Raw genomic sequence first — 21,319 nt, 5'->3', positions numbered from 1 at the left:
GGACATCCGCCGCGACTGTGTGGCCACACGTTCGGCTGGTCAGGCCTCGCCGGCGGCAACAGCCTTGGCCCAGCGGTAGTCGGCCTTGCCGGACGGGGAGCGGACCACCGTGTCGACCCGGACGAACGCCTTGGGGATCTTGTAGTCGGCGATATGCGTCCGGCACGCTTCGGCGAGTTCCTCGTCGCTGGCCGACTTGCCCTCGGCGAACTGCACGATCGCGACCACCTCGTTGCCCCACCGCTCCGAGGGCCGTCCCGCCACCGTGACGTCGTAGACGGCGGGGTGGCTGGCCACCGCCCGCTCGACCTCCTCGGCGAAGATCTTCTCCCCGCCGGAGTTGATAGTCACCGAGTCGCGACCGAGCAATTCGATTCGGCCGTCGGACAGCAACCGGGCCTTGTCGCCGGGAATGGACCAGCGCACCCCGTCAATGGTGGGGAAGGTGCGGGCGGTCTTCTCCGCGTCACCGAGGTAGCCCAGCGGCACCAGCTCCCGCCGCGCCAGCCAGCCGACACCCTCACCGGGTTGCAAAACCCGGCTGAAATCGGCTGCCACCACGGTGGTGTCATCCAGAGCGGTGAAGGTAGCGGTCGCAACGTCGGAGCCCTTGGTGGCAATCGTGGTCATCTGCGCACCGGACTCGGAGGCACCCACCGCGTCCATGATCATCAGGTTCGGCAGCGCGGCCAGCAACCGGTCCCGGACCGTCGGCGACAACGGGGCGCCGCCGTTGGTGATCGCCATCAGCCCGGACAGGTCGTAGTCGCCCTTCTCGATCTGGTCGATCAGCGGGCGGGCCATCGCGTCACCGACCACCGGAATGCCCAGCACCCGTTCGCGTTCGGCCAACCGCAGTAGCGCGTCGGCGTTGAGGCGGCGGACGTCGTCGGGCATGGCGACCCAGCCGCCGGTGCTGATGGTGTTGAACACACCCCACTGGGCGGCGCCGTGCATCAGCGGCGGGATCAGCAGCATGGAGCGGAAGCCGCCCTGGGCGCGGACCTGGGCGATCAGGTCGTCGTAGGACGTCAGCGGCTCGCCGCCGGCCAGGAACGGCCGCCCGCCCATCGCCGACATGAAGATGTCGTGCTGACGCCACAGCACCCCTTTGGGCATGCCGGTCGTGCCGCCGGTGTAGAGGATGTACAGGTCGTCGCCGCTGGGGGTGGGCATACCCGCCGCCGGTGCCGGTGTGGTGACGATGGATTCGTAGTCCACCGCCTCGGGCAGCAGGTCGTTGCCGGAGTCGTCGGCGACTTGGATGAGTACCTGCAGGTCGGGAAGCCGGCCACGGATGGACTGCACATGTGGGGCGAACTCCGCGGCGTAGACCAGCGCACGGGCGCGCGCGTCGGCGAGCAGGTAGAGCAGTTCCTCTTCGACATAGCGGAAGTTGACGTTGAACGGTGCGACGCGGGCCCGGTAGCCGGCCACCATCGCCTCCATGTATTCGTTGCCATTGCGCATGTACAGGCCAACATGGTCCTGGCCGGACTGGTGGTTGGCCAACCGGTCGCGTTCGGTGTGGCAGCCCAGACCCTGGCTGGCCAGGTAGTGGGCGACCCCGTCGATGCGGGCGTCGGCGTCGGCGTAACTCAGCCGCTTGTCCCGCCACACCAGGACCTGCTTGTCGGGGATGGTCTGCGCGACGGTGCGAAAGACGGTGGACAGGTCGAAGTTGGCGGGGCCGGTGCTCATGGCGACAGTCTGCCAAAAGCGTGTGTAGTGGAGCGGTTTGATTGAATCGGGGCATGACGACCGCAGAGCCCAAAGCCCGGATCGACTTCCCGTCTCGCATCGGGGTGTGGTGGGCCAGCGACACCTGGCCGATGCCCGCCGCCCAGCACGTGGCCCGCGACATCGAGTCGATGGGATACGGCTCGCTGTTCCTCCCGGAGATCGGTTTCAAGGACGCACTCGTCGAGTCGGCGGCCTTCCTGGATGCCACCGACCGGTTGGTGATCGGCACCGGGATCGCCAACATCCACGCCCGCATCCCGGAGACCGCCGAGGGCGCCGGGCGCACCCTGACCGCTCTGTACCCGGGTCGTTTCGTGCTGGGCCTGGGCGTGAGCCACGGCCCGTTGGTGGCGCGGTTCGGGGTGAACTACGACAGGCCCTTGGCGACGATGCGTGACTACCTGGGCCGGATGGCGGCCCTGCCGGAGATCATCGAGCCGGGATCGGGCCGTCCGACTCGGCTACTTGCGGCCCTGGGCCCCAAGATGATTGAGCTGTCCGGCACCGACGCCGACGGCGCGCACCCCTACCTGACCACCCCGGAACACACCGCGACGGCACGGAAGATCCTCGGGCCGGACAAGTGGGTGATCCCCGAGCAGGGTGTGGTCGTCGGGGAGGCCGGGGAGTTGGACGACGCCGAGCAGATGCGCCGCGCGCATCTGTACCTGCAGATTTATTCGGGGCTGCCGAACTACCGCAACTCCTGGAAGCGGCTGGGGTTCGACGAGTCCGACTTCGTGCCGGGTGGCTCGGAGAAACTCGCCCGCGGCGTCGTGGGGATGGGATCGGTGGACCAGGCCGCGGCGACTGTCACCGCGCATCTGGACGCCGGCGCCGACCATGTGCTCGTGCAGGTGCTCGGCGACGGGAATCCGGCCTGGGATCCGCGCCCGTCGTTGCGGGAACTGGCCGGGGTGCTGGGGTTGAGTTCGCCGGCGTGAGTGCTACCGCTTGAACCAGGCCCGCAGGGTGGCCGGTTCGCGGGTGTAGGACTCATACATCTCGTCGTGGAACAGCGTTGCACCGCTCAGCGTGGTGTCGCCCTCCCAGACCGCCCGGATGCGGACGGTGCCGCGGTAGTAGTTGTCGTGCCGACCGTCCCCGCTGACCCGCCGCTGCCAATCCTGCTCCTCGGCCAGTTGGGCCGCGGTCTGCCGTTCTTCGGTCGCAGTGGTCATAGCTGGGAGGGTACTAGGTTGAAAAGCATGCCCGCCCAACGCCTGGAGGTCAGGATCCCCTCGCACGGGGAGCAGTTGGCCGCCTATGTCTACCGACCCGAGCAGACTGATCGTCGGGTTGCCTGCGTGGTCATGGCGCACGGCTTCTCCGCGACCCGCGACGACGCGCTGCCGGCCTACGCCGAGGCCTTCTGCGACGCCGGCTTCGCCGTGGTGCTGTTCGACTACCGGCACTTCGGGGCGTCCACCGGCCAGCCCCGCCAGTTACTCGACATCGCCGCCCAGCAGGATGACTACCGGGCGGTCATAGGGTGGGCCCGGCGTGCCGAGGGCATCGATTCGGGCCGCATCGTGCTGTGGGGATCGTCATTCAGCGGCGGCCACGTCATCGCGGTGGCCGCCACCGACCCGCTGATCGCCGCCGTCATCTCCCAGGCGCCCTACACCGACAGTATCCCGGTGATCCGCCGGATGCCGCCGGGCAATCTGATCCGTGCGGTGGCCGCCGCCCTGCGCGATGCGGCCGGGGCTGCCCTGGGCCTGGCGCCCACCCTGATCCCGGCCGCGGGCCCGCCGGGCACGTTTGCCGCCATGACCGAACCCGACGCGCTGGCCGGCTTCACCGCGATCATTCCGCCGGAGTCGTTGTGGCGCAACGAGATCGCTGCCCGGGTGATGCTTACTCTGCCGTTCTTCCGGCCCGTCCGCCTGGCGCACCGGCTGACGATGCCGGTGCTGTTCTGCGTCTGCGACGCCGATACGACGACTCCGCCGGAATCAACCCTCAAGGCCGCCGGCCTCGCACCGCGCGGACAGCTGCGCCGCTACCCGTACGGTCATTTCGCGATCTACTCCGACCCCAAGGTCAAGGCCGATCAGGTGGAGTTTCTCCGCCGGGTGCTCTAACTAACCGGACGTTCGCGCCCGCCGCACCAGATCCACCGTGGCCGCGCGCAATTCCTCGGCCGATGCCAGCGCACCACCGAAGCCGACCCGGGTGTAGGCCGCCCCGCGAGGCGTGCTGACTTTGAGGTCCAGCCCGTAGCGGTCAACCCCGGTGCACACCGCGGAGTCGGTGTCCGGGTAGCCGCCCAACGCGCGGGCCATCTCCGCCAGTGCGTCGGCATGGTCGGCGTTGAGGTGCTCGACGGCCCCGGCGGCGATCGGGCCTACCGGATCCGGGGTGGCGGCGGCGTACTGGTCGGCGGTTGCGGAGTCCATCCGCCCGTACCCGCCGACCCAGCGCACCCGCCGCACCCGCAGCACCCATACCGAGAAGTCGGTGTAGTCGATGTAGTACTTGGCCGCTTCCACGGCGGCCACGTGGGCCGCCCGGGCGGCCGCGAGTTCGTCGCCAACCGGCCTTTCCACCACGCCGGCCAGGGTGATCCGCGGGCTGGCCAGCGGGTCCGGTTCGGCGCCGGGGGCGACGATCGCCAGGCTGGCCCGCGGGTCGGCGGCCAGGTTGCGGCCGTGTTCGGCCAGATGGGACACGCACAGCACCGGCGCACCCCCGACAGATTCGGTATCGAGCAGACCGTAGGTGACGAACGACGCCCACGGGTCGCCGGTCTTGGTGAGACTGGCCAGGGTCCCGACGTTGGTCGACCCAGCGATGGTCCGGGCTTCTTCGGCTGCCGACGGCCTTGTCGAGTCAGCGATCCCGGTCAGCGGCGGCGCCATGGTCGGGGCGTCACCCGGGTCGCCGTGATCTCGTGCCACGGGGGCGACGATACCGCTATCTCAGCAGCTATTTCAGCAGCGTCCATCCCACGAGGATGCCGACGGCCAGGGCCACGATCGTCACCGGAATGCCGAACTTGACGAATGTCTTCGTGGTGTAGCCGCCCGGCCCCATCACCATCAGGTTGGTTTGGTGGGCGATCGGGTTGAGGAACGTCAGGGAGATGCAGGTTCCGATCAGGGTCAGCAGGATTACCGGGTTGAGCCCGGCACTGTTGGCCACGGTGATCGCCACCGGGGTGAGGATGGCCGCTGCGGCGGCGTTGGTCACCACATTGGTCACCACGGTCGTCACCACCGCGAACACCACCGCCACCAGGAGTGCCTCGCCGCCGCAGATATCGACGATCTCCCTCGAAATGGTCTCGCCCAGGCCGCTTTTCACCACGATGGTGCCCAGACCGATCGATCCGGCGATGATCGCCAGGATGTTCCAGTTCAGCGCCCGCGCCGCCGACCGGGGCGTCAGCACACCGGTGACCACCATCAGCGTGGCGCCGGTCACCGCGATCAACTCCACCGGCGCGATCCCGAATGAACTGGCCAGGATGACCGCGAGCAGGATCGCCATCCCGACCCAGGTCTTACCGGTCTGCGGCGCCTTGCCGGCCACCTTCTGCCAGATGCCCACCAGTGGGTGCTCGGCGAGTACGTCGGCGGACGGGGCGGACACCAGACACATTCCACCGGGCTTGGCCTCGGTTTTGCGCAACGATTTGGTGGTTTCCGCGGCGACCACCATGACGTCCTCGTCCTCCTCGAGGGCCTGGACCGTCGTCGCCTCGTCCCCGGAGATCGACACCAGGAACAAATCCTGCCGGGCTAGCCCGAACCGGGGACTTGCCCAGAGCATCCGCACGCCGTCCTCGGTGGCCTGGTAAACCATGAGGTCACCGGCTTCAAGGGTGGATTCGAGCGGGATCTTCTTTCCGACCCGCCTGATCTGAATGAGGTTGAACTCCGGTGTGTCCTCGATGCCCAGTTCACCTGCGGTGCGGCCGATGCTGTTGGCGGTGGCCGACAGCGGGATCTCGGCCCGCCAGTTCAGGTCGATGTCCGGGGCTTGCGGCCGTTCGCGCACCAGCAGAGGGGCGGTGAGCAGCAGCACGGCCCAGCCGGCCAGCGCCACCGGCACGGCCACCGGCACGAAGGAGAACATGCTCAGGTTCACGCCGTAGGTCTTGGCGATGCCGGCGATCAGCAGGTTCGAACTGGTGCCGATCAGGGTGGCCGAACCGGCCAGGGTGGTCGCGTGCGCGATGGGCAGCAACACACCGCGGGCCGGCACGCCGGACTGCTGTTCGAGTTCCTTGGTGGCGGGAATGAGCATCGCCATGATGGGCGTGGTGTTGATCAGTGCCGACATCACGCCGACCGGTGGGATCAACCGGGCCAGGGTCTCCCGGACGGAGTCCACCCCGGACAGCAGTCGGTACATCAGCCGGGAAACCACCCCGGTGTAGAAAACACCCTTGGCGATCACCAGCATGGCGGCGATCGTGATGACGCCCCCATTGCTCAGTCCGGCGAACAGTTCCGACGGCTTGGCGATCCCGGCGAAGCCCGCCACGATGAGGGCGCAGATCAAGCAGAGCACCGGGGGCACCCGGCCGCTGACGATGACGGCCAGGGTGACGATCACGATGACTGCCGCCAGCACCTGCATGGCGGCCATTATTGGGGAATAATCCGTCCGTTAACCACGGATTCAGCTTCCGTTCACCTCTGACGTGGAGGCCGTTGCTGGAGCCCATTGCTGGGAACCCATTGACGGCGGCGGTACCTTGTCGTTCATGAGCCAGGACACGACAAAGGACTTCGCCGAACAGGAACGCGAGCGCCTGGAGGCCGAACTGGCCGATCTGCGCCGCCGACGCGACCAGTTGCGCGCAGACCTGCAGGGTGATGCCGAGACCGTCGGCGACCGCGGCGACGCCGCCGAAGCACTGCAGCGCGCCGACGATCTCGCCGGGGTGGAGGAGCAGATCAGCCGGGTGACCTGGCTGTTGGCCGGGGGCAACGCCGAGGTACCGGGGCAGCTGCCCAACGGGACCAAGGTGCGGTTGCGGTTCCCCGACGATGACGCCGACATCGAGATGCGGGTGGTCAACTTCATCGAGGAGACCCCCGCCGGTGAAGAGGACACCACGCTTACCGCCGACAGCCCCCTGGGGTTGGCGCTGTTCGGGCGCGAGGCCGGCGAGACCATCACCTACCGCACCCCGCGGGGGGAACTCCAGGTCAAGCTGCTGGCCATCGAGCAGCCCTGATGCGGGCCGTCAGGGTCACCACATTGGGTGGCCCGGAGTCGGTGGAACTCGCTGACATCGACGAACCGGAGTCAGCCGGCGACAGCGTCGTGGTCGACGTGCACGCCGCCGGGGTGGCGTTCCCCGACACGCTGCTGACCCGGGGGCTCTACCAGTACCGGCCCGAACTGCCGTTCACGCTGGGCGCCGAACTGGCCGGGGTGGTGCGATCGGCGCCGGCGGGCGCGGCCGTCTCACCCGGCGACCGGGTGGTCGGCCTGACCATGATCGGCGGGGCGATGGCCGAGACCGCCGTGCTCGGCGTCGACCGGGTGTTCCCGCTGCCGGACAACGTCAGCTTCGAAGCCGGCGCCGGACTGCTGTTCAACGACTTGACGGTGTATTTCGCGCTGACCGAGCGGGGCCGGTTGGCCGCCGGCGAGACGGTGCTGGTGCACGGTGCGGCGGGGGGAATCGGCACCTCGACCCTGCGGCTGGCACCCGCGCTCGGTGCCGGCCGGGTGATCGCGGTGGTCAGCACCGAGGAGAAGGCCGAGGTGGCCCGGGCGGCCGGGGCCACCGACGTCGTGCTCGCCGACGGATTCAAGGACACGGTGGCCGAACTCACCGGCGGCACGGGCGCGGACATCGTGATGGACCCGGTCGGCGGGGACCGGTTCACCGACTCGCTGCGCTGCCTGGCGCCGGCCGGGCGGCTGCTGGTCGTCGGGTTCACCGGCGGAGAGATCCCGACCGTCAAGGTCAACCGTCTGCTGCTCAACAACATCGAGGTGGTCGGCGTCGGGTGGGGTGCCTGGGCGCTGACCCACCCCGACGCGCTGGCCGAGCAGTGGCGCGGGCTGTCGGACCTGCTGACGTCGGGCATGCTGGCCCCGCCGCAGCCCCAGGTGTTCCCGCTGCAGCAGGCCGCCGCGGCCGTCGCGGCGCTGGAAAACCGCACAGCCAAGGGCAAAGTGGTCCTGAAGGTGCGTTGATTCGCTACGTTCGAGGACTTCGTGGCACTGCTGGACGCGGCGCATCGCCGGGGTATCCGGATCATCACCGACCTGGTGATGAACCACCCGTGGTTCACCGAATCCCGCCGCGACGCGAGCGGCCCCTACGGCGACTTCTACGTGTGGAGCGGTCCAACCCCTCGGTGCTGGCCTACGTCCGGGAGGCCCCCACAGCAGCCGGGGACGAGGTGGTGCTCTGCGTGACCAATCTGTCCCGCTTCCCGCAGCCCATCGAGCTGCAACTGCAGCACTGGAACTCCGGGATTCCGGTGGAACTGACCGGCCACGTGGCCTTCCCCCGGATCGGTCAGCTGCCCTATCTGCTGACCCGGGCACGGGTTCTACTGGTTCGAGCTGCGATCAGAGGAGGGCTGGTGAGCGCGATCGATGATCTGCCGTGGGCGCAATGGCTGCCGCACCAACGGTGGTACGCCGGCCGCAGCCGCACCCTGACCGCCGCCGAACCGTCCCTGGCGGCCCGGCTGCGCGACGGTGTGGATTTGGTGCTGGTGGACGTCAGTTACACCGACGGCTCTACCGAGTGCTATCAGGTTGTGGTGCAGTGGGATTCGGCTCCCCTGTTGGAGTATGGATCGGTGGCAACCATCGGCACGGCCGGTGGACACACCGGTTATGACGCGCTCTACCAGCCGGATTCGGCCCGCTTCCTGCTGCGTCTGGTCGATTCGTCGGCGACGATCGGTGAGGTGCGGTTCACCCGCGAGCCCGGTGCGGAGTTGCCGGTGGACGCCGAGGCCCGGGTGAGCGAGGCCGAGCAGAGCAACACCAGCGTGGTATTCGAGGAGCGGGCGATCCTGAAACTCTTCCGCCGGGTATCCTGCGGGATCAACCCGGATATCGAGTTGAACCGGGTGCTGACCGTGGCCGACAACCCCCATGTGGCAGGGCTTTTGGGGACGTTCGAAGTGGAGCAGGCCGGTGGGCCCTGCCCGCTGGGCATGGTCGCCGCCTACGCCGCGAACTCGGCGGACGGTTGGGATATGGCCACCGCCAGCACCCGTGCCCTTTATGTCGAGGCTGACCTGTACGCCTACGAGGTGGGCGGGGACTTCGCCGGGGAATCATTCCGACTCGGTGAGGCGGTCGCGTCGGTGCACGCTGATCTGGCCCGCGTGCTGGGCACGTCGGCGGCGCGGCTTCCGCTGCAGCACATGCGGGAACGCCTCGCCGCTGCGACGGCTGCCGTCCCCGATTTGGCGCCCTATCTGCCGGCCATCGAGCGACGCTACATCGACGCCGCCGGCAAGCCGATCACCGTGCAGCGCATTCACGGCGACCTGCATCTCGGACAGGTGCTGCGCACCCCGGAGGCCTGGCTGCTGATCGACTTCGAAGGTGAGCCCGGCCAGCCGTTGGAGCAACGGCGCCAACCCGATTCGCCGCTGCGCGACGTGGCCGGGATGCTGCGCTCCTTCGCCTACGCCGCCTATCACCCGCTAGACGGATCAGTCGATGAGCAGGCCGACCGTCAGCTTGCGGCGCGGGCCCGGGAGTGGTCTGACCGCAACGGTGCGGCCTTCTGCGCCGGGTATACGGCCGTGGCGGGTGCGGACCCGCGTCAGCACGCCGAGGTGCTGGCCGCTTACGAGATCGACAAGGCGGTCTATGAGGCGGTCTACGAGGCCCGGCACCGGCCGGGGTGGCTGCGCATTCCGATGGGGTCCATCGCGCGCCTGGTCGGGTGAAGCCGCGCTGCGGGCATTGCCGGGCGGTGGGACCAGTGAGGTGCACAAGAGTGCACGACGGCGCCCGAAACTGCCGCGGCCCGGCGGCCTGGTGTCAGTGGGCGGGTTTACGGTGGTCGCACGATGGCCTTCCATATTCACCGCGCAGAACGCACCGACGTCCTCGCGGACGGGCTGGGGGAACTGCTGGCCGCACCTCCTGCCGACCCGTTCGCCGAGGATCTCGTCGTCGTACCCGCCCGTGGTGTCGAACGGTGGCTGTCCCAGAAGCTGTCGCACCGACTGGGCCGCGGCACGGGCGCCGACGGGGTGTGCGCCGGGGTGGTGTTCCGCTCGCCGGCGTCGCTGATCTCCGAAATCGCCGGCACCCGCGAAGACGACCCGTGGTCACCGGAGGCGATGACCTGGCCCCTGCTGGAGGTGATCGACGCCAGCCTCGATGAGCCGTGGTGCCAGACCCTGGCCGCCCATCTCGGTCACGTCGACGTCGGCGACGAGAAAGAGCTACGACAGGGACGCCGCTACGCCGTGGCGCGCAGGCTCGCCGGGCTGTTCGCCTCCTACGCCCGGCAGCGCCCGCAACTGCTGGCCGACTGGCTCGACGGCGACACCGACGGCCTGGACGACGACCTGGACGACGACCTGGCCTGGCAGCCGCAGCTCTGGCGGCGGGTGGCGGCGTCGATGGCCATCGACCCCCCGCACATCCGGCACGCCAAAACCATTGCACAGCTGCGCGAGTCCGGTTGTGATCTGCCAGAACGCATCTCGCTGTTCGGCTACACCAGGCTGGCCGCCACCGATCTCGGCCTGATCGACGCGTTGGCGGTCCACCACGACGTGCACCTGTGGCTGCCGCACCCGAGCGCCACCCTGTGGACCGCGCTGGCGGACCTGCGGGGTGTCGTGCCACGCCGCGACGACGAAAGCCACCTGCGGGTCGACCATCCATTACTGGCCACGCTGGGGCGGGATCTGCGGGAACTGCAGCGCAGCCTGCCGGCCGACCGGGCTGCCGACGAGTTCCTGACCCCCCCAGGGCCCCGTCCGGACACCCTGCTGGGATGGTTGCAGTCCGACATCGCCACCAATGCCGTCGCACCCCGGGGCCGCAGCCTGCAGCCCGCGGACCGATCGGTGCAGGTGCACAGCTGCCACGGCCCGGCCCGTCAGATCGAGGTGCTCCGAGAGGTGCTGCTGGGTCTGCTCACCGACGACCCGACCCTGGAGCCCCGCGACATCCTGGTGATGTGCCCGGACATCGAAAGCTATGCGCCGCTGATCGCCGCCGACTTCGGATTGGGCGAGGTCCTACCGGGCGCGCACCCGGCGCATCGGCTGCGGGTCAGGCTGGCCGACCGGTCTCTGGTGCAGACCAACCCGCTGCTGGCACTGGCCGCGCAGTTGCTCAGCCTGGCCGGCAGTCGGGTCACGGCAACCGAGGTGCTCAACATCGCCCACACCGACCCGGTGCGGGACCGGTTCGACTTCACCGACGACGATCTGGAGAACATCAGCACCTGGGTCAAAGGGTCCAACATCCGCTGGGGCTTCGACCGGGAGCACCGCCAACCCTTCGGCGTGGACTTCATTCAGAACACCTGGCAGTTCGGCCTGGACCGGATTCTGACCGGGGTGGCGATGTCGGAGGACTCGCGGGCCTGGATCGACACCACCCTGCCGCTGGACGACGTCGGCAGCAATCGGGTCGAACTCGCCGGCCGGCTGGCTGAATTCGTGGCACGGTTACGCGCTGCGGTGGACTCGCTGACCGGCACCCGGACGCTGGAACAGTGGCTGACCGCGCTGACCGACGCCGTGGTGCAGCTCGCCCGCGTGGCCGACTCCGATGCCTGGCAGCTCAGCCAACTTCAGCGGGAGTTCAACGAGGTGCTGCGGCGGGCCGGCAGCAGGACCGGCACCGTCCTGCGGCTCAGCGACGTGCATGCGCTGCTGGCCGGCCAACTCGCCGGCCGGCCCACCCGGGCCAATTTCCGGACCGGCACCCTCACCGTGTGCACCATGGTGCCGATGCGCTCGGTGCCGCACCGGGTCGTGTGCCTGGTCGGTCTGGACGACACCGTCTTCCCCCGCCTTGGCAGCCCCGACGGCGATGACGCGTTGGCCCGCGACCCGAGGACCGGTGAACGCGACGTCCGCTCCGAGGACCGTCAACTTCTTCTCGACGCGGTCTGCGCGGCCACCGAGAAGCTGGTCATCACCTACACCGGCGCCAACGAACACACCGGCAAGGACCGGCCGCCGGCGGTGCCGCTGATGGAGTTGCTCGATGCCCTCGACGGCACCACCGAGCACCAGGTACGGAATCGGATCCTCACCCGGCATCCCCTGCAGCCCTTCGACATCCGCAATGTCACCCCCGGCGCTCTCGGTGTGCCGGATGAACCTTTCAGCTTCGATGCGACGGCCCTGTCGGCGGCGCTGGCGATGGCCGCCGACCGTCCGGCCCAGCCGGACTTCTTCGCCGCACCGCTGCCGCAACCGCCGGTCGCCGACGTCGGCCTGACGGACTTGCTGGGGTTCTACCGCGATCCGATCCGCGGCTTCTTCACCGAGTTGGAGTTCGCCCTGCCGCGTGATTTCAACGGTGTCGAGGACGCCATGCCGGTCGAGGTGGACAACCTGCAGCAGTGGGTGGTCGGCGACCGGATGCTGACCGACATCGTCGCCGGCATGGATCCGCAGCAGGCGCGGCAGGCCGAGTGGCGCCGCGGGCTGCTGCCACCGGGCTGGTTGGGCTGCCACACCGTCAACGAATTACGTGACCAGGCAATCCAACTCGCCACCGGCGCGGCGCACTACCGGACCGGTGATCCGCAGGCCTACGACGTCGATGTCGACCTGGGCTTCGCGGTGGGGGCCGGCCGTCGGCTGACCGGTACGGTGCCCGGGGTGTTCGGTGACCGCACGGTGTCACTGACTTTCTCCAAACTCGGCGGCCAGCACCTGCTTGCGGCGTGGATTCCGCTGCTGGCCCTGGCCGCAGCCATGCCGGACCGGAACTTCTCGGCGGTGTGCATCGGCCGGGCCGCCAAGGGCGCGGGTCTGGCCCAGCGTCTGCTGCACCGCCCGCAGGGGGACCCGCGGGCGATTCTGCGCACCCTGGTGGAGATGTTCGATGCCGGTCACCGCCAACCGCTCCCGCTACCGGTCAAGACCTCCTACGCCTGGGCGGCGGCGCGCTTCGACCTGGCGAACGGCAACTACAGCCGCCGACCCCCGAGCCCGCAGGGGGAGGCCCGCAACAAGTGGAAGTACGACCGCGACGAGCCTGCTGTGCAACGCATCTGGGGTAAGGAGCCGGATCTGGACGTCCTACTGGGACCGCCGTCGCCGGCCGAGGAGGTCGACGGGGAGACCACCCGGTTGGGATGTTACGCGGCCCGGCTGTGGCTGCCGATGCTGAACGCCGAAGGGCAGGTGGTCTGATGGAACGGTTTGAGCTGTGCGGTCGGTTGCCCGCGCCGCGGAGCACCACTGTCCTCGAGGCCAGTGCGGGTACCGGCAAGACCTTCACCTTGGCCGGCCTGGTCACCCGGTACGTCGCCGAAGGTGTTGCGGCACTCGATGAGATGCTGCTGATCACCTTCAGCCGCTCGGCCACCCAGGAGTTGCGCGAGCGTATCCGCGACGCCCTGCAAGATGCCGTCCGGGCCCTGGACGACCCGACCTCCGTCGGCGCGCACAGCAATGAACTGCTCCGGCACCTGATCGACGCCGACGCCGACGAACTGGTGGAACGCAAGCGACGGGTGCGGGCGGCCCTGGCCGGCTTCGACGCCGCCACCATCGCCACCATCCACCAGTTCTGCAACCTTGTCCTGAACTCACTCGGGGTGGCCGGTGACACCGACGCCGGTGTGGAACTCGTTGAGAGCCTGGAGGATCTGGTCGCCGAGATCGTCGACGACTTGTATCTGAAGCATTTCGGCAACTCCACCGAAAAGCCGAAGATCAGCCGGGCGGACGCACTGGTGATGGCCCGTGAAATCGCCGACCAGCCCGGCACCCAGCTGCGGCCGGTCAATGCGCACCCCGACACCGAACCGGCTGTGCGGCTGCGGTTCGCGCGGGACTTCGTCACCGAACTGGAGCGCCGCAAACGGCTGCGCGGGGTTCTCGGCTACGACGATCTGCTGACCCGGCTGGCCAACGCGCTCGAGGCGCCGGATTCACCCGCCGCGGCGCGTATGCACGGGCGGTGGTCGGTGGTGATGGTCGATGAGTTCCAGGACACCGACCCGGTGCAGTGGCAGGTGATCGACCGGGCATTCCGGGGTCACTCGACGCTGATCCTCATCGGCGACCCGAAGCAGGCCATCTACGCGTTCCGGGGCGGCGACATCGTCACCTACCTGAAGGCCGCCCGCACCGCCGGCGACCGGTTCACCCTCGGGACCAACTACCGCAGCGATGACGTGCTGGTGGACCGGCTGCAGATGCTGATGGGCGGCGCTGAACTCGGCGACGCCGACATCGTGGTGCGCGAGGTGCGCGCGGACCATCGCGGACACCGGTTGCAGGGTGCGCCGCACAACGACCCGTTCCGGCTGCGGGTGGTCCGGCGCGACCAGTTCGGCCTGAGCGGCACCGAAACACTGAAGACGGAGATCCTGCGTCCGCACATTTTCGCCGATATGGCCGCCGACATCCGGGCGCTGCTGGCCAGCGGCGCGCAGTTCGACGGCCGTGCACTCAAAGCCCGCGACGTCGCCGTCATCACCGCCCACTCCGGTGCCCGGGACTGTTTCACCGCCCTGCTCGCCGCCGGGGTACCGGCGGTCTACACCGGCGACGCCGACGTGCTGCTGTCCCCTGCAGCCGACGACTGGCTGTGCCTGCTGGAGGCGATCGACCAGCCGCACCGGCCGGCCATGGTGCGCGCCGCCGCGGCGACGATGTTCTTCCGCAACACCGCCGCAGATCTGGTCGACGGCGGTGACGAACTCACCGACCGGGTCGCCGACACGTTGCGGCAGTGGGCCGATCACGCCCGCGAGGCCGGTGTGGCGGCGGTGTTCGAGGCGGCGAAACTGGCCGGGATGAGCCGCGACGTGCTGTCCTGGGCCGGCGGTGAACGCGATATGACCGACATGGCACACGTCACCGAACTGCTGCATGAGACCGCGCAACGGGAGCACTACAGCCTTGGGGCGCTGCGCGACTGGTTGCGCACCCAACGCGACGAGGGCACCCGCGCCAAAGAGCGCAGCCGCCGCCTGGACAGCGAAGCCGAGGCCGTCCAGGTGATGACGGTGTGGGGCAGCAAGGGACTGCAGTTCCCGATCGTCTACCTGCCGCTGGCCTTCAACCGGTACATGCGGTCCGAGGACCTGATCCGCTTCCATGACGGCGAGCAGCGTTGCCTGCACGTCGGCGGTAAACAGAGCCCGGAGTTGGCGTTCGCGCAGGGCGCCGGGGACGACGAGGCCCGCGGCGAGGAGTTGCGGCTGTGCTACGTGGCGCTGACCCGCGCCCAGTCCCAGGTGGTGGCGTGGTGGGCGCCGTCCTGGGATGAACCCAACGGCGGGTTGTCCCGGCTGTTGCGCGGCCGCGGTCCCGGTGAGGCGAGCGTTCCGTCCCGCTGCGAGCCCGCCAAGATCGAATGCGCCGAGGCGCTTCCGCTGCTGCGGCGGTGGGAAACCCTCGGCGCGTTGAGCATCGAGGACTCCGATCCCGCGTCGGCGGCGGAGCTGCCGGCACCCGAGCCGCCGCCTGATCTGGGAGTGCGGCACTTCCACCGCAGGATCGACACCACTTGGCGGCGTACCTCCTACTCCGGTCTGGTGCGCGCGGCCTCCGACGCCGTAGGGGTGAGCAGCGAACCGGAAGTCTCCGGCCTCGACGACGAGGTCGCCGATATCGCGCTGATCACCCCGGCCGCCGGGTCGGAGGTGCCCTCCCCGATGGCCGACCTGCCGACCGGTGCGCAGTTCGGCAGTCTGGTGCACGCGGTGCTGGAGACCGCTGACCCGTTGGCGCCCGATCTGACGGCCGAACTGCACGCCCAGATCGAGAAGCATTCGGTGTGGTGGCCGATGGACGTCCCCGCCGCCGACCTCGCGGCCGCACTGATTCCACTGCATGACACGCCGCTGGGCCCGCTCGCCGACGGCCGTACCCTGCGGCAGGTCGACCTGCGGGACCGGTTGTGCGAGTTAGATTTCGAATTCCCGCTGGCCGGCGGTGACCTGCGCGCTGATGTGCCTGACATCCGCCTGGCCGACGTCGGCCGACTGCTCGAGGCATACCTGCCGGAGAACGATCCGATGGCCGAATACATCGACCGGCTCACCGACGCGACACTCGGCCGTCAGCCGTTGCGCGGATATCTCAGCGGCTCGGTTGACGTGGTGCTGCGCATCCCCGGCACCGGACGCGTACCCGGCCATCGCTACCTGGTTGCCGATTACAAGACCAACTGGCTCGGCGAACCCGGCCAGCCGCTGACCGCCGCCGACTACACCCCGGCCCGGATGGCCGAGGCGATGTTGCATTCGGATTACCCGCTGCAAGCACTGCTGTATCTGGTTGTGCTGCATCGGTTCCTGCGCTGGCGCCAGCCCGGGTACGACCCGCAGCGCCACCTGGGCGGGGTGCTGTATCTGTTCGTCCGCGGCATGTGTGGGCCGGACACCCCGACCACCGACGGTCAGCCGGCCGGGGTGTTCGGCTGGCAGCCCCCGGCGGCGCTGGTGATCGCACTCTCCGATCTGCTCGACGGCCGGCGCGACGACGGGGGAGCGGCCGCATGACCGCCCCGCAGACCGAGGCCGCGGACTGGCGGCGCAGCACGGCGGCCACCGGACTGCTGCGCAGCTTCAACGAGGCGCAGGTGCTCGAATCCGCCGACGTGCTGGTGGCCCGGCGGCTGACCGAGTTGGCCAACGAAACCGACGAGCGGGTGGCGCTGGCGCTGGCGTTCGTGGTGCGGGCGGTGCGCGGCGGATCGGTGTGCGTCGACCTCACCCAGATCGCGCAGCAGGTCGGTGTGCCCGACCTGCCGTGGCCGGAACCGGACAGTTGGCTGGCCGCGGTGACGGGCAGTGAACTGATCGCCGAACCGCCGGTGCTGCACGTCGACGGCGCCGATGGGGCCGGCCTGCTTTACCTCGACCGCTACTGGATCGAAGAGTGCCGGGTCGCCGACGATGTGCTCACCCTGACCGCGATGCGGCGCACCGGCAGCAGCCCCCCGGATATCGCCCGATTGTTCCCGGACAGCTACGCCGAGCAACGGGCCGCCGCGCAGGTGGCGCTGTCCCGGTCGCTGACGGTGCTGACCGGCGGACCTGGCACCGGCAAAACCACCACCGTCGCCCGACTCCTGGCGCTACTCGCCGAGCAGGTCGAGTTGGACGGCGGCTGCGCCGCCAAGCGCACGCTGCGGATCGCGTTGGCCGCACCGACCGGTAAGGCCGCCGCCCGGCTGCTGGAAGCTGTGCAGGAGGAGGTTCGCGCGCTGGACCCCGCCGACCGGGACCGGCTTCCCGAACTGACCGCCACCACCCTGCACCGGCTGCTGGGCAGCCGGCCGGACACTTCGTCGCGGTTCCGGCACAACCGCGACAACCGGCTGCCGCACGATGTGATCGTCGTCGACGAAACCTCGATGGTGTCGTTGACCATGATGGCCCGACTGCTGGAGGCGGTCCGGCCGGATTCGCGGCTGCTGCTGGTCGGTGACCCCAACCAATTGGCCTCGGTGGAGGCCGGCGCGGTGCTGGCCGACCTGGTCGAGGGGCTGGCCGCCGCGCACCCCGGAGCCGACACCCCCATCGCGACGCTGGTCACCCCGCACCGGTTCGGTGATGCCATCGGGGCGCTGGCCGAGGCGATCCGCATCGGCGATGCCGAGAAAGCGCTGGGGGTGCTCGCCGCCGGCGGCGATCACATCGAGTGGATCGACAGCGATCAGCCCACCGGTGTGCTTCGCAAAGTGCTTGTGCCGCAAGCCCTTGCGTTGCGGGAGGCAGCAGCCCTCGGCGACGACAGCGAGGCGCTCCGCACGCTGGACCGGCACCGGCTGCTGTGCGCGCACCGGCGCGGACCCTACGGGGTGGCCTACTGGAATCGGCAGACCGAACGCTGGCTGGCCGAGCGCACCGACATGCCGTTGTGGGCCCCCTGGTATCCGGGACGGCCGGTGCTGGTCACCGCCAACGACTACGGGCTGGGACTCTACAACGGCGATACCGGTGTGGCGGTGCTGCACGACGGTGTGCTGCGGGCGGTCATGAGCGGGGCCACCGGCCCGGTGGAACTGGCCACCAGCCGGCTCGCCGACATCGACACCATGCACGCGATGACCATTCACAAGAGCCAGGGCAGTCAGGCCACCGAGGTCACCGTGCTGCTGCCGCCTGCGGACTCCCGGCTGTTGACCCGCGAACTGCTCTACACCGCGGTCACCCGCGCCCGGGAGAAGGTGCGGGTGATCGGCACCGCCGATCAGGTGCGCGCCGCAGTCGGCCGCCGCGCACTGCGAGCGAGCGGGCTGGCCCGGCGGCTGCGGGACCGTGCGGGTCTCACACCCGATGCAGGCTGACGTCGGTCAGCGCCCCGCCGTCCGCCACCGCCGTCATATAGGTGTGGAACGGCTGGCGGCGACGGTCGGTGGGCGAGCCGGGGTTGAGCAGACGCAGGCCGCAGGCGGCGGTGGTGTCCCACGGGATGTGGCTGTGGCCGAACACCAGCACGTCGGTGTCGGGGTAGGCCGCGGCCATCCGCGCCTCACGGCCCTTGGCCGCGCCGGTCTCATGCACCACGGTGAACCGCACCCCGGCCAGCGTCACCTCCGCACATTCAGGTAGCCGCGCCCGCAACGCCGGGCCGTCGTTGTTGCCCCAGCAGGCCACCAGGTTCGCGGAGCGCCCCTGGAGTTCGTCGAGCAGATCGACGTGCACCCAGTCCCCGGCGTGGATCACCACGTCGGCCGACTCCACCTCGGCCCACACCGGGGCGGGCAGATCGCGGGCCCGGTGCGGGATGTGGGTGTCGGAGATCAACACGAGGCGCATGCGTCACCGTACGACGGGCCGCCCGCTGCGGTCGGCAACCGGTCTACGCTGGAGTTGGAGGCCACCATGACAAGCCAAGGCAGTATCAACGACGTCGAGAAGCGCTGGCGTGACCCGCAGGCCCTTCGTGCGGCGGCAAAGTACGTCGGCATCGTGGTTGTCCTGGCACTGGTGGCCTTCACCGCGACCGTGATGTGGCGGTCGCTGCTGACCGGGGTGCTGGTTCCGGGCATCCTGTTCGCCGGCGGGATCGGGGCGTTCGTGCGCACCATCCAGATCTGGCGCGCCGACGGTGTCTGGGTCATCTGGCAGGCGGCCGGCTGGATCCTGCTGTCGCTGTCCTTCATCTTCCTCGGCGTGCCGTTCGCGGTTCGGTAGCGCCGAGAGTGCCAGCCATACTCATCGGGTGAATTCCAGCCGCCCACTCGCCGGGGTGAGGATCGTCGAGATCTCCAGTTTCGTCGCCGTACCGCTGGCCGGGATGACGCTGGCTCAACTCGGCGCCGACGTCGTCCGCATCGACCCGGCGGGCGGCGCCGCCGACTACCACCGCTGGCCGCTGGCCGCCGGCGGGGACAGCATCTACTGGACCGGACTGAACAAGGGCAAGCGTTCGATGGAGATCGACATGCGCTCGCCCGACGGCCGCCAACTGGTGCAGCGGCTGATTGCGGCGGCGGGTGTGTTCATCACCAATGTCGCTGGGCGGCAGTGGCATTCCTACGAAACGCTGAGCGCGCTTCGGCCCGACCTGATCCACCTGGAGGTGCTCGGCCGCGCCGACGGATCGACCGGAGTGGACTACACCGTCAACGCCGCCACCGGCTTCCCGTTGGTCACCGGACCGGCTGACCACCTCGGGCCGGTCAACCATGTGATGCCGGCCTGGGATGTCAGTTGCGGGCTGTACGCCGCGCTGGCCGTCCTGGCGGCACTGCGCCGCCGGGACGGCAGCGGAGAAGGCAGCAGCATCCGGTTGCCGTTGGACGATGTTGCGCTGGCGACTGCGGCCAATCTGGGATTCCTCACCGAGGCCATGGTCAACGGCGACCGACGCCCCCGATTGGGCAACGCCATCTTCGGCCAGTACGGGCGGGACTTCACCAGCAGCGACGGCGTCTGTTTCATGGTGGTGGCGCTCACCGTGCGGCACTTTCGCGATCTCACCGAACTGACCGGCACCACCGAAGCCGTTGCCGCGCTGGGGAAGACACTCGGCGCGGACTTTGCCGACGAGGGGCAGCGGTTCCGGCACCGCGAGGTGCTCAATGACCTCGTCGCGCAGTGGTTCGGCTCGCACACCGCCACGGAGATCAGTGCAGCGCTGGCAGCCAGTTCGGTGCTGTGGGAGCGCTACCAGAGTTTCACCGAAGTGGTGAACAGCCCACGAGTGATGGCGAATCCGTTGTTCGCCGAGTTGGAGCAACACGGGATCGGCCGGTATCGCGCACCCGGGCTGCCGATGTCGGTGGACGGCGCGCACACCCCCGCCGGGCCGGCGCCGGCACTGGGGCAGGACAACACCGCGGTGCCGGCCGAATGGCTCGGCGAATGATCACCGCACTGTTCGACCTCACCGGCGCCGGAGCCGACACCTTCACCGGGCCGGCCAGCGGACCGGCCGGAAAGCGGGCCTACGGCGGGCACCTGGCCGCGCAGGCGTTGGCCGCCGCCTGCCGGACCGTGCTGGCCGAGAAGGTCCCCACCGCATCCCATGTGCAGTTCCTGCGGGGAGGCGATGCCGGCGAACCGGTCGGCTACGAGGTGGAGAGGATGCACGACGGACGCACCTCGTCGTCGCGGCGGGTCCTGGGCCGACAGGGCGATCGGCTCCTGGTGAGTGCCACCGCGCTGTTCGCCGTACCCGCGGCCGGACCGGAGCACAGCGACCGCGCGGACGGTGACCCCGCGGACCCCGACGGGCTTCCCAGAACCGGTCCGATCGGACCGGCGCCGTCCCTTCCGCTGGACGAGATCGATATACGGGTCAGCGATCAGCGCGACGGCGGGTTCGTCCGCCGCCTGTGGTGGCGGGTCACCTCGGAACTGCCCGACGACCCGGTGCTGCACGCCTGCATCGCGGTGTACGTCACCGACGTCTACGGGGTGGACCCGGTCCTGGCGGTGCACGGCCACTCGATGACCGATCGCAGTCATCACGCCGCGACCACCGACTCGTCGGTGTGGTTTCACCGCCGCGTCACCGCCGACCGGTGGAACCTGCTGGAGGCCCGGTCACCGGCGGCGGCGCGCGGTCGCGGCCTGATGACGGCCGGCTTGTTCGGCGCAGACGGCCAGCGCGTCGCGACGCTGGTCCATGAGGGCCAGGCCGTCAGCCGGGATTGACCCCGGAGCCGGCCCTACGGCCTAAGCCGCGTTGCGCCAACGCTGTTCGTAGGCCGCAATCTCGTGCGGCTCGTCCATCGCGGCGTTGATCATCGCCTTCTCGCGACGAATGATCGACCGCATGGTCAGCGCGATCAGCAGAATGAGAACCGTCCCCGCGCTGATGATGAACAGGGGCGTGGAGTAGATATAGTCTTGCATTTGGTATCCCCGATCCGGGCGGTGGTGGCGCCGCAGCGCCCTATCTCCCAATGGTGGGAGCCAGAGTCGAGTTTGAGAAGGCCAAAGAAATTA

18 protein-coding genes are annotated in these 21,319 nt (G+C 69.3%); 12 read left to right on the top strand and 6 right to left on the bottom strand.

Going from position 1 to position 21,319, the window contains the following annotated elements; all coding sequences use genetic code 11:
• Positions 1 to 39: 39 nt before the first annotated feature.
• Positions 40 to 1,701 (bottom strand): AMP-binding protein, encoded by a 1,662-nt coding sequence (locus tag ADBZ5N_RS04600; protein ID WP_526256310.1) that lies wholly within the window; start codon positions 1,699 to 1,701, stop codon positions 40 to 42.
• Between the two features lie 53 nt (positions 1,702 to 1,754).
• On the opposite strand from ADBZ5N_RS04600, the gene ADBZ5N_RS04595 reads away from it, so the two are divergent.
• Positions 1,755 to 2,687, top strand: a complete 933-nt coding sequence (locus tag ADBZ5N_RS04595) for an LLM class F420-dependent oxidoreductase (protein ID WP_526256309.1) — start codon at positions 1,755 to 1,757, stop codon at positions 2,685 to 2,687.
• 3 nt (positions 2,688 to 2,690) lie between these two features.
• Here the strand turns inward: ADBZ5N_RS04595 and ADBZ5N_RS04590 are convergent, their stop codons facing one another.
• Positions 2,691 to 2,924 (bottom strand): hypothetical protein, encoded by a 234-nt coding sequence (locus ADBZ5N_RS04590; RefSeq protein WP_526256308.1) that lies wholly within the window; start codon positions 2,922 to 2,924, stop codon positions 2,691 to 2,693.
• A 27-nt stretch (positions 2,925 to 2,951) separates the two neighbouring features.
• Here ADBZ5N_RS04590 and ADBZ5N_RS04585 point away from each other — a divergent pair, with 27 nt between their 5' ends.
• Positions 2,952 to 3,830 carry an alpha/beta hydrolase gene (locus tag ADBZ5N_RS04585; protein ID WP_526256307.1) on the top strand — a complete coding sequence of 293 codons (879 nt, stop codon included), beginning with the start codon at positions 2,952 to 2,954 and terminating at the stop codon, positions 3,828 to 3,830.
• Here the strand turns inward: ADBZ5N_RS04585 and ADBZ5N_RS04580 are convergent, their stop codons facing one another.
• Both ADBZ5N_RS04580 and ADBZ5N_RS04575 read right to left on the bottom strand, forming a co-directional pair.
• Complete coding sequence (locus tag ADBZ5N_RS04580; protein ID WP_526256316.1) at positions 3,831 to 4,607, bottom strand: HugZ family pyridoxamine 5'-phosphate oxidase; 777 nt, start codon at positions 4,605 to 4,607, stop codon at positions 3,831 to 3,833. It abuts the gene before it with no gap.
• Between the two features lie 67 nt (positions 4,608 to 4,674).
• Positions 4,675 to 6,342, bottom strand: a complete 1,668-nt coding sequence (locus ADBZ5N_RS04575) for an SLC13 family permease (RefSeq protein ID WP_526256306.1) — start codon at positions 6,340 to 6,342, stop codon at positions 4,675 to 4,677.
• A 118-nt stretch (positions 6,343 to 6,460) separates the two neighbouring features.
• Here ADBZ5N_RS04575 and ADBZ5N_RS04570 point away from each other — a divergent pair, with 118 nt between their 5' ends.
• The 7 genes from ADBZ5N_RS04570 (at position 6,461) to recD (ending at position 18,207) form a co-directional block, all read left to right on the top strand.
• Positions 6,461 to 6,937, top strand: coding sequence for a GreA/GreB family elongation factor (locus ADBZ5N_RS04570; RefSeq protein WP_526256305.1), 477 nt, complete (start codon positions 6,461 to 6,463; stop codon positions 6,935 to 6,937).
• On the top strand, positions 6,937 to 7,911 hold the full coding sequence (locus ADBZ5N_RS04565; protein ID WP_526256304.1) for an NADPH:quinone oxidoreductase family protein: 975 nt from the start codon (positions 6,937 to 6,939) through the stop codon (positions 7,909 to 7,911). The genes ADBZ5N_RS04570 and ADBZ5N_RS04565 overlap by 1 nt, the downstream gene beginning before the upstream one ends.
• Before the next feature lie 21 nt (positions 7,912 to 7,932).
• A complete protein-coding gene (locus ADBZ5N_RS04560) occupies positions 7,933 to 8,136 on the top strand; it encodes an alpha-amylase family glycosyl hydrolase (protein ID WP_526256303.1) in 204 nt (67 codons plus the stop codon).
• Positions 8,055 to 9,638: a maltokinase N-terminal cap-like domain-containing protein gene (locus tag ADBZ5N_RS04555; RefSeq protein WP_526256302.1), complete on the top strand. Its 1,584-nt coding sequence runs from the start codon at positions 8,055 to 8,057 to the stop codon at positions 9,636 to 9,638. Before ADBZ5N_RS04560 ends, ADBZ5N_RS04555 begins: the two co-directional genes overlap by 82 nt.
• A gap of 123 nt (positions 9,639 to 9,761) precedes the next feature.
• Positions 9,762 to 13,088, top strand: coding sequence for an exodeoxyribonuclease V subunit gamma (gene recC, locus ADBZ5N_RS04550; RefSeq protein WP_526256301.1), 3,327 nt, complete (start codon positions 9,762 to 9,764; stop codon positions 13,086 to 13,088).
• The gene (locus tag ADBZ5N_RS04545; protein ID WP_526256300.1) at positions 13,088 to 16,414 is read left to right on the top strand and encodes a UvrD-helicase domain-containing protein; all 3,327 of its coding nucleotides are present in this window, start codon (positions 13,088 to 13,090) and stop codon (positions 16,412 to 16,414) included. Before recC ends, ADBZ5N_RS04545 begins: the two co-directional genes overlap by 1 nt.
• A complete protein-coding gene (gene recD, locus ADBZ5N_RS04540) occupies positions 16,411 to 18,207 on the top strand; it encodes an exodeoxyribonuclease V subunit alpha (RefSeq protein WP_526256299.1) in 1,797 nt (598 codons plus the stop codon). The genes ADBZ5N_RS04545 and recD overlap by 4 nt, the downstream gene beginning before the upstream one ends.
• Here the strand turns inward: recD and ADBZ5N_RS04535 are convergent.
• Positions 18,188 to 18,679 carry a metallophosphoesterase family protein gene (locus tag ADBZ5N_RS04535; RefSeq protein ID WP_526256298.1) on the bottom strand — a complete coding sequence of 164 codons (492 nt, stop codon included), beginning with the start codon at positions 18,677 to 18,679 and terminating at the stop codon, positions 18,188 to 18,190. The genes recD and ADBZ5N_RS04535 overlap by 20 nt on opposite strands.
• A 66-nt stretch (positions 18,680 to 18,745) precedes the next feature.
• Between ADBZ5N_RS04535 and ADBZ5N_RS04530 the strand changes: the two genes are divergently transcribed.
• Genes ADBZ5N_RS04530 through ADBZ5N_RS04520 form a run of 3 tightly spaced genes read left to right on the top strand, consistent with a single transcriptional unit; the run spans position 18,746 to position 21,025 of the window.
• Positions 18,746 to 19,057, top strand: a complete 312-nt coding sequence (locus ADBZ5N_RS04530; protein ID WP_526256297.1) for a hypothetical protein — start codon at positions 18,746 to 18,748, stop codon at positions 19,055 to 19,057.
• Between the two features lie 28 nt (positions 19,058 to 19,085).
• Positions 19,086 to 20,234, top strand: a complete 1,149-nt coding sequence (locus ADBZ5N_RS04525) for a CoA transferase (protein ID WP_526256296.1) — start codon at positions 19,086 to 19,088, stop codon at positions 20,232 to 20,234.
• Entirely contained in the window at positions 20,231 to 21,025 is a 795-nt protein-coding gene (locus ADBZ5N_RS04520; protein ID WP_526256295.1) for an acyl-CoA thioesterase, read from the top strand. Before ADBZ5N_RS04525 ends, ADBZ5N_RS04520 begins: the two co-directional genes overlap by 4 nt.
• 21 nt (positions 21,026 to 21,046) lie before the next feature.
• Here the strand turns inward: ADBZ5N_RS04520 and ADBZ5N_RS04515 are convergent, their stop codons facing one another.
• Positions 21,047 to 21,226: a hypothetical protein gene (locus tag ADBZ5N_RS04515; protein WP_526256294.1), complete on the bottom strand. Its 180-nt coding sequence runs from the start codon at positions 21,224 to 21,226 to the stop codon at positions 21,047 to 21,049.
• Positions 21,227 to 21,319: the final 93 nt, after the last annotated feature.

The sequence above is a fragment of the Mycobacterium sp. genome (genome assembly GCF_044370595.1).
Lineage (GTDB): Bacteria > Actinomycetota > Actinomycetes > Mycobacteriales > Mycobacteriaceae > Mycobacterium.
Note: the sequence above shows the minus strand (reverse complement) of the source record. Positions and strands in the feature narration are given on the sequence as shown.

Coding starts and splice junctions, on each gene's coding strand:
- recD (WP_526256299.1), top strand. CDS start 16,411: ATGACCGCCCCGCAGACCGAGGCCGCGGACTGGCGGCGCAGCACGGCG.
- ADBZ5N_RS04600 (WP_526256310.1), bottom strand. CDS start 1,701: ATGAGCACCGGCCCCGCCAACTTCGACCTGTCCACCGTCTTTCGCACC.
- recC (WP_526256301.1), top strand. CDS start 9,762: ATGGCCTTCCATATTCACCGCGCAGAACGCACCGACGTCCTCGCGGAC.
- ADBZ5N_RS04565 (WP_526256304.1), top strand. CDS start 6,937: ATGCGGGCCGTCAGGGTCACCACATTGGGTGGCCCGGAGTCGGTGGAA.
- ADBZ5N_RS04520 (WP_526256295.1), top strand. CDS start 20,231: ATGATCACCGCACTGTTCGACCTCACCGGCGCCGGAGCCGACACCTTC.
- ADBZ5N_RS04595 (WP_526256309.1), top strand. CDS start 1,755: ATGACGACCGCAGAGCCCAAAGCCCGGATCGACTTCCCGTCTCGCATC.
- ADBZ5N_RS04575 (WP_526256306.1), bottom strand. CDS start 6,342: ATGGCCGCCATGCAGGTGCTGGCGGCAGTCATCGTGATCGTCACCCTG.
- ADBZ5N_RS04570 (WP_526256305.1), top strand. CDS start 6,461: ATGAGCCAGGACACGACAAAGGACTTCGCCGAACAGGAACGCGAGCGC.
- ADBZ5N_RS04585 (WP_526256307.1), top strand. CDS start 2,952: ATGCCCGCCCAACGCCTGGAGGTCAGGATCCCCTCGCACGGGGAGCAG.
- ADBZ5N_RS04535 (WP_526256298.1), bottom strand. CDS start 18,679: ATGCGCCTCGTGTTGATCTCCGACACCCACATCCCGCACCGGGCCCGC.
- ADBZ5N_RS04590 (WP_526256308.1), bottom strand. CDS start 2,924: ATGACCACTGCGACCGAAGAACGGCAGACCGCGGCCCAACTGGCCGAG.
- ADBZ5N_RS04580 (WP_526256316.1), bottom strand. CDS start 4,607: ATGGCGCCGCCGCTGACCGGGATCGCTGACTCGACAAGGCCGTCGGCA.
- ADBZ5N_RS04515 (WP_526256294.1), bottom strand. CDS start 21,226: ATGCAAGACTATATCTACTCCACGCCCCTGTTCATCATCAGCGCGGGG.
- ADBZ5N_RS04530 (WP_526256297.1), top strand. CDS start 18,746: ATGACAAGCCAAGGCAGTATCAACGACGTCGAGAAGCGCTGGCGTGAC.
- ADBZ5N_RS04545 (WP_526256300.1), top strand. CDS start 13,088: ATGGAACGGTTTGAGCTGTGCGGTCGGTTGCCCGCGCCGCGGAGCACC.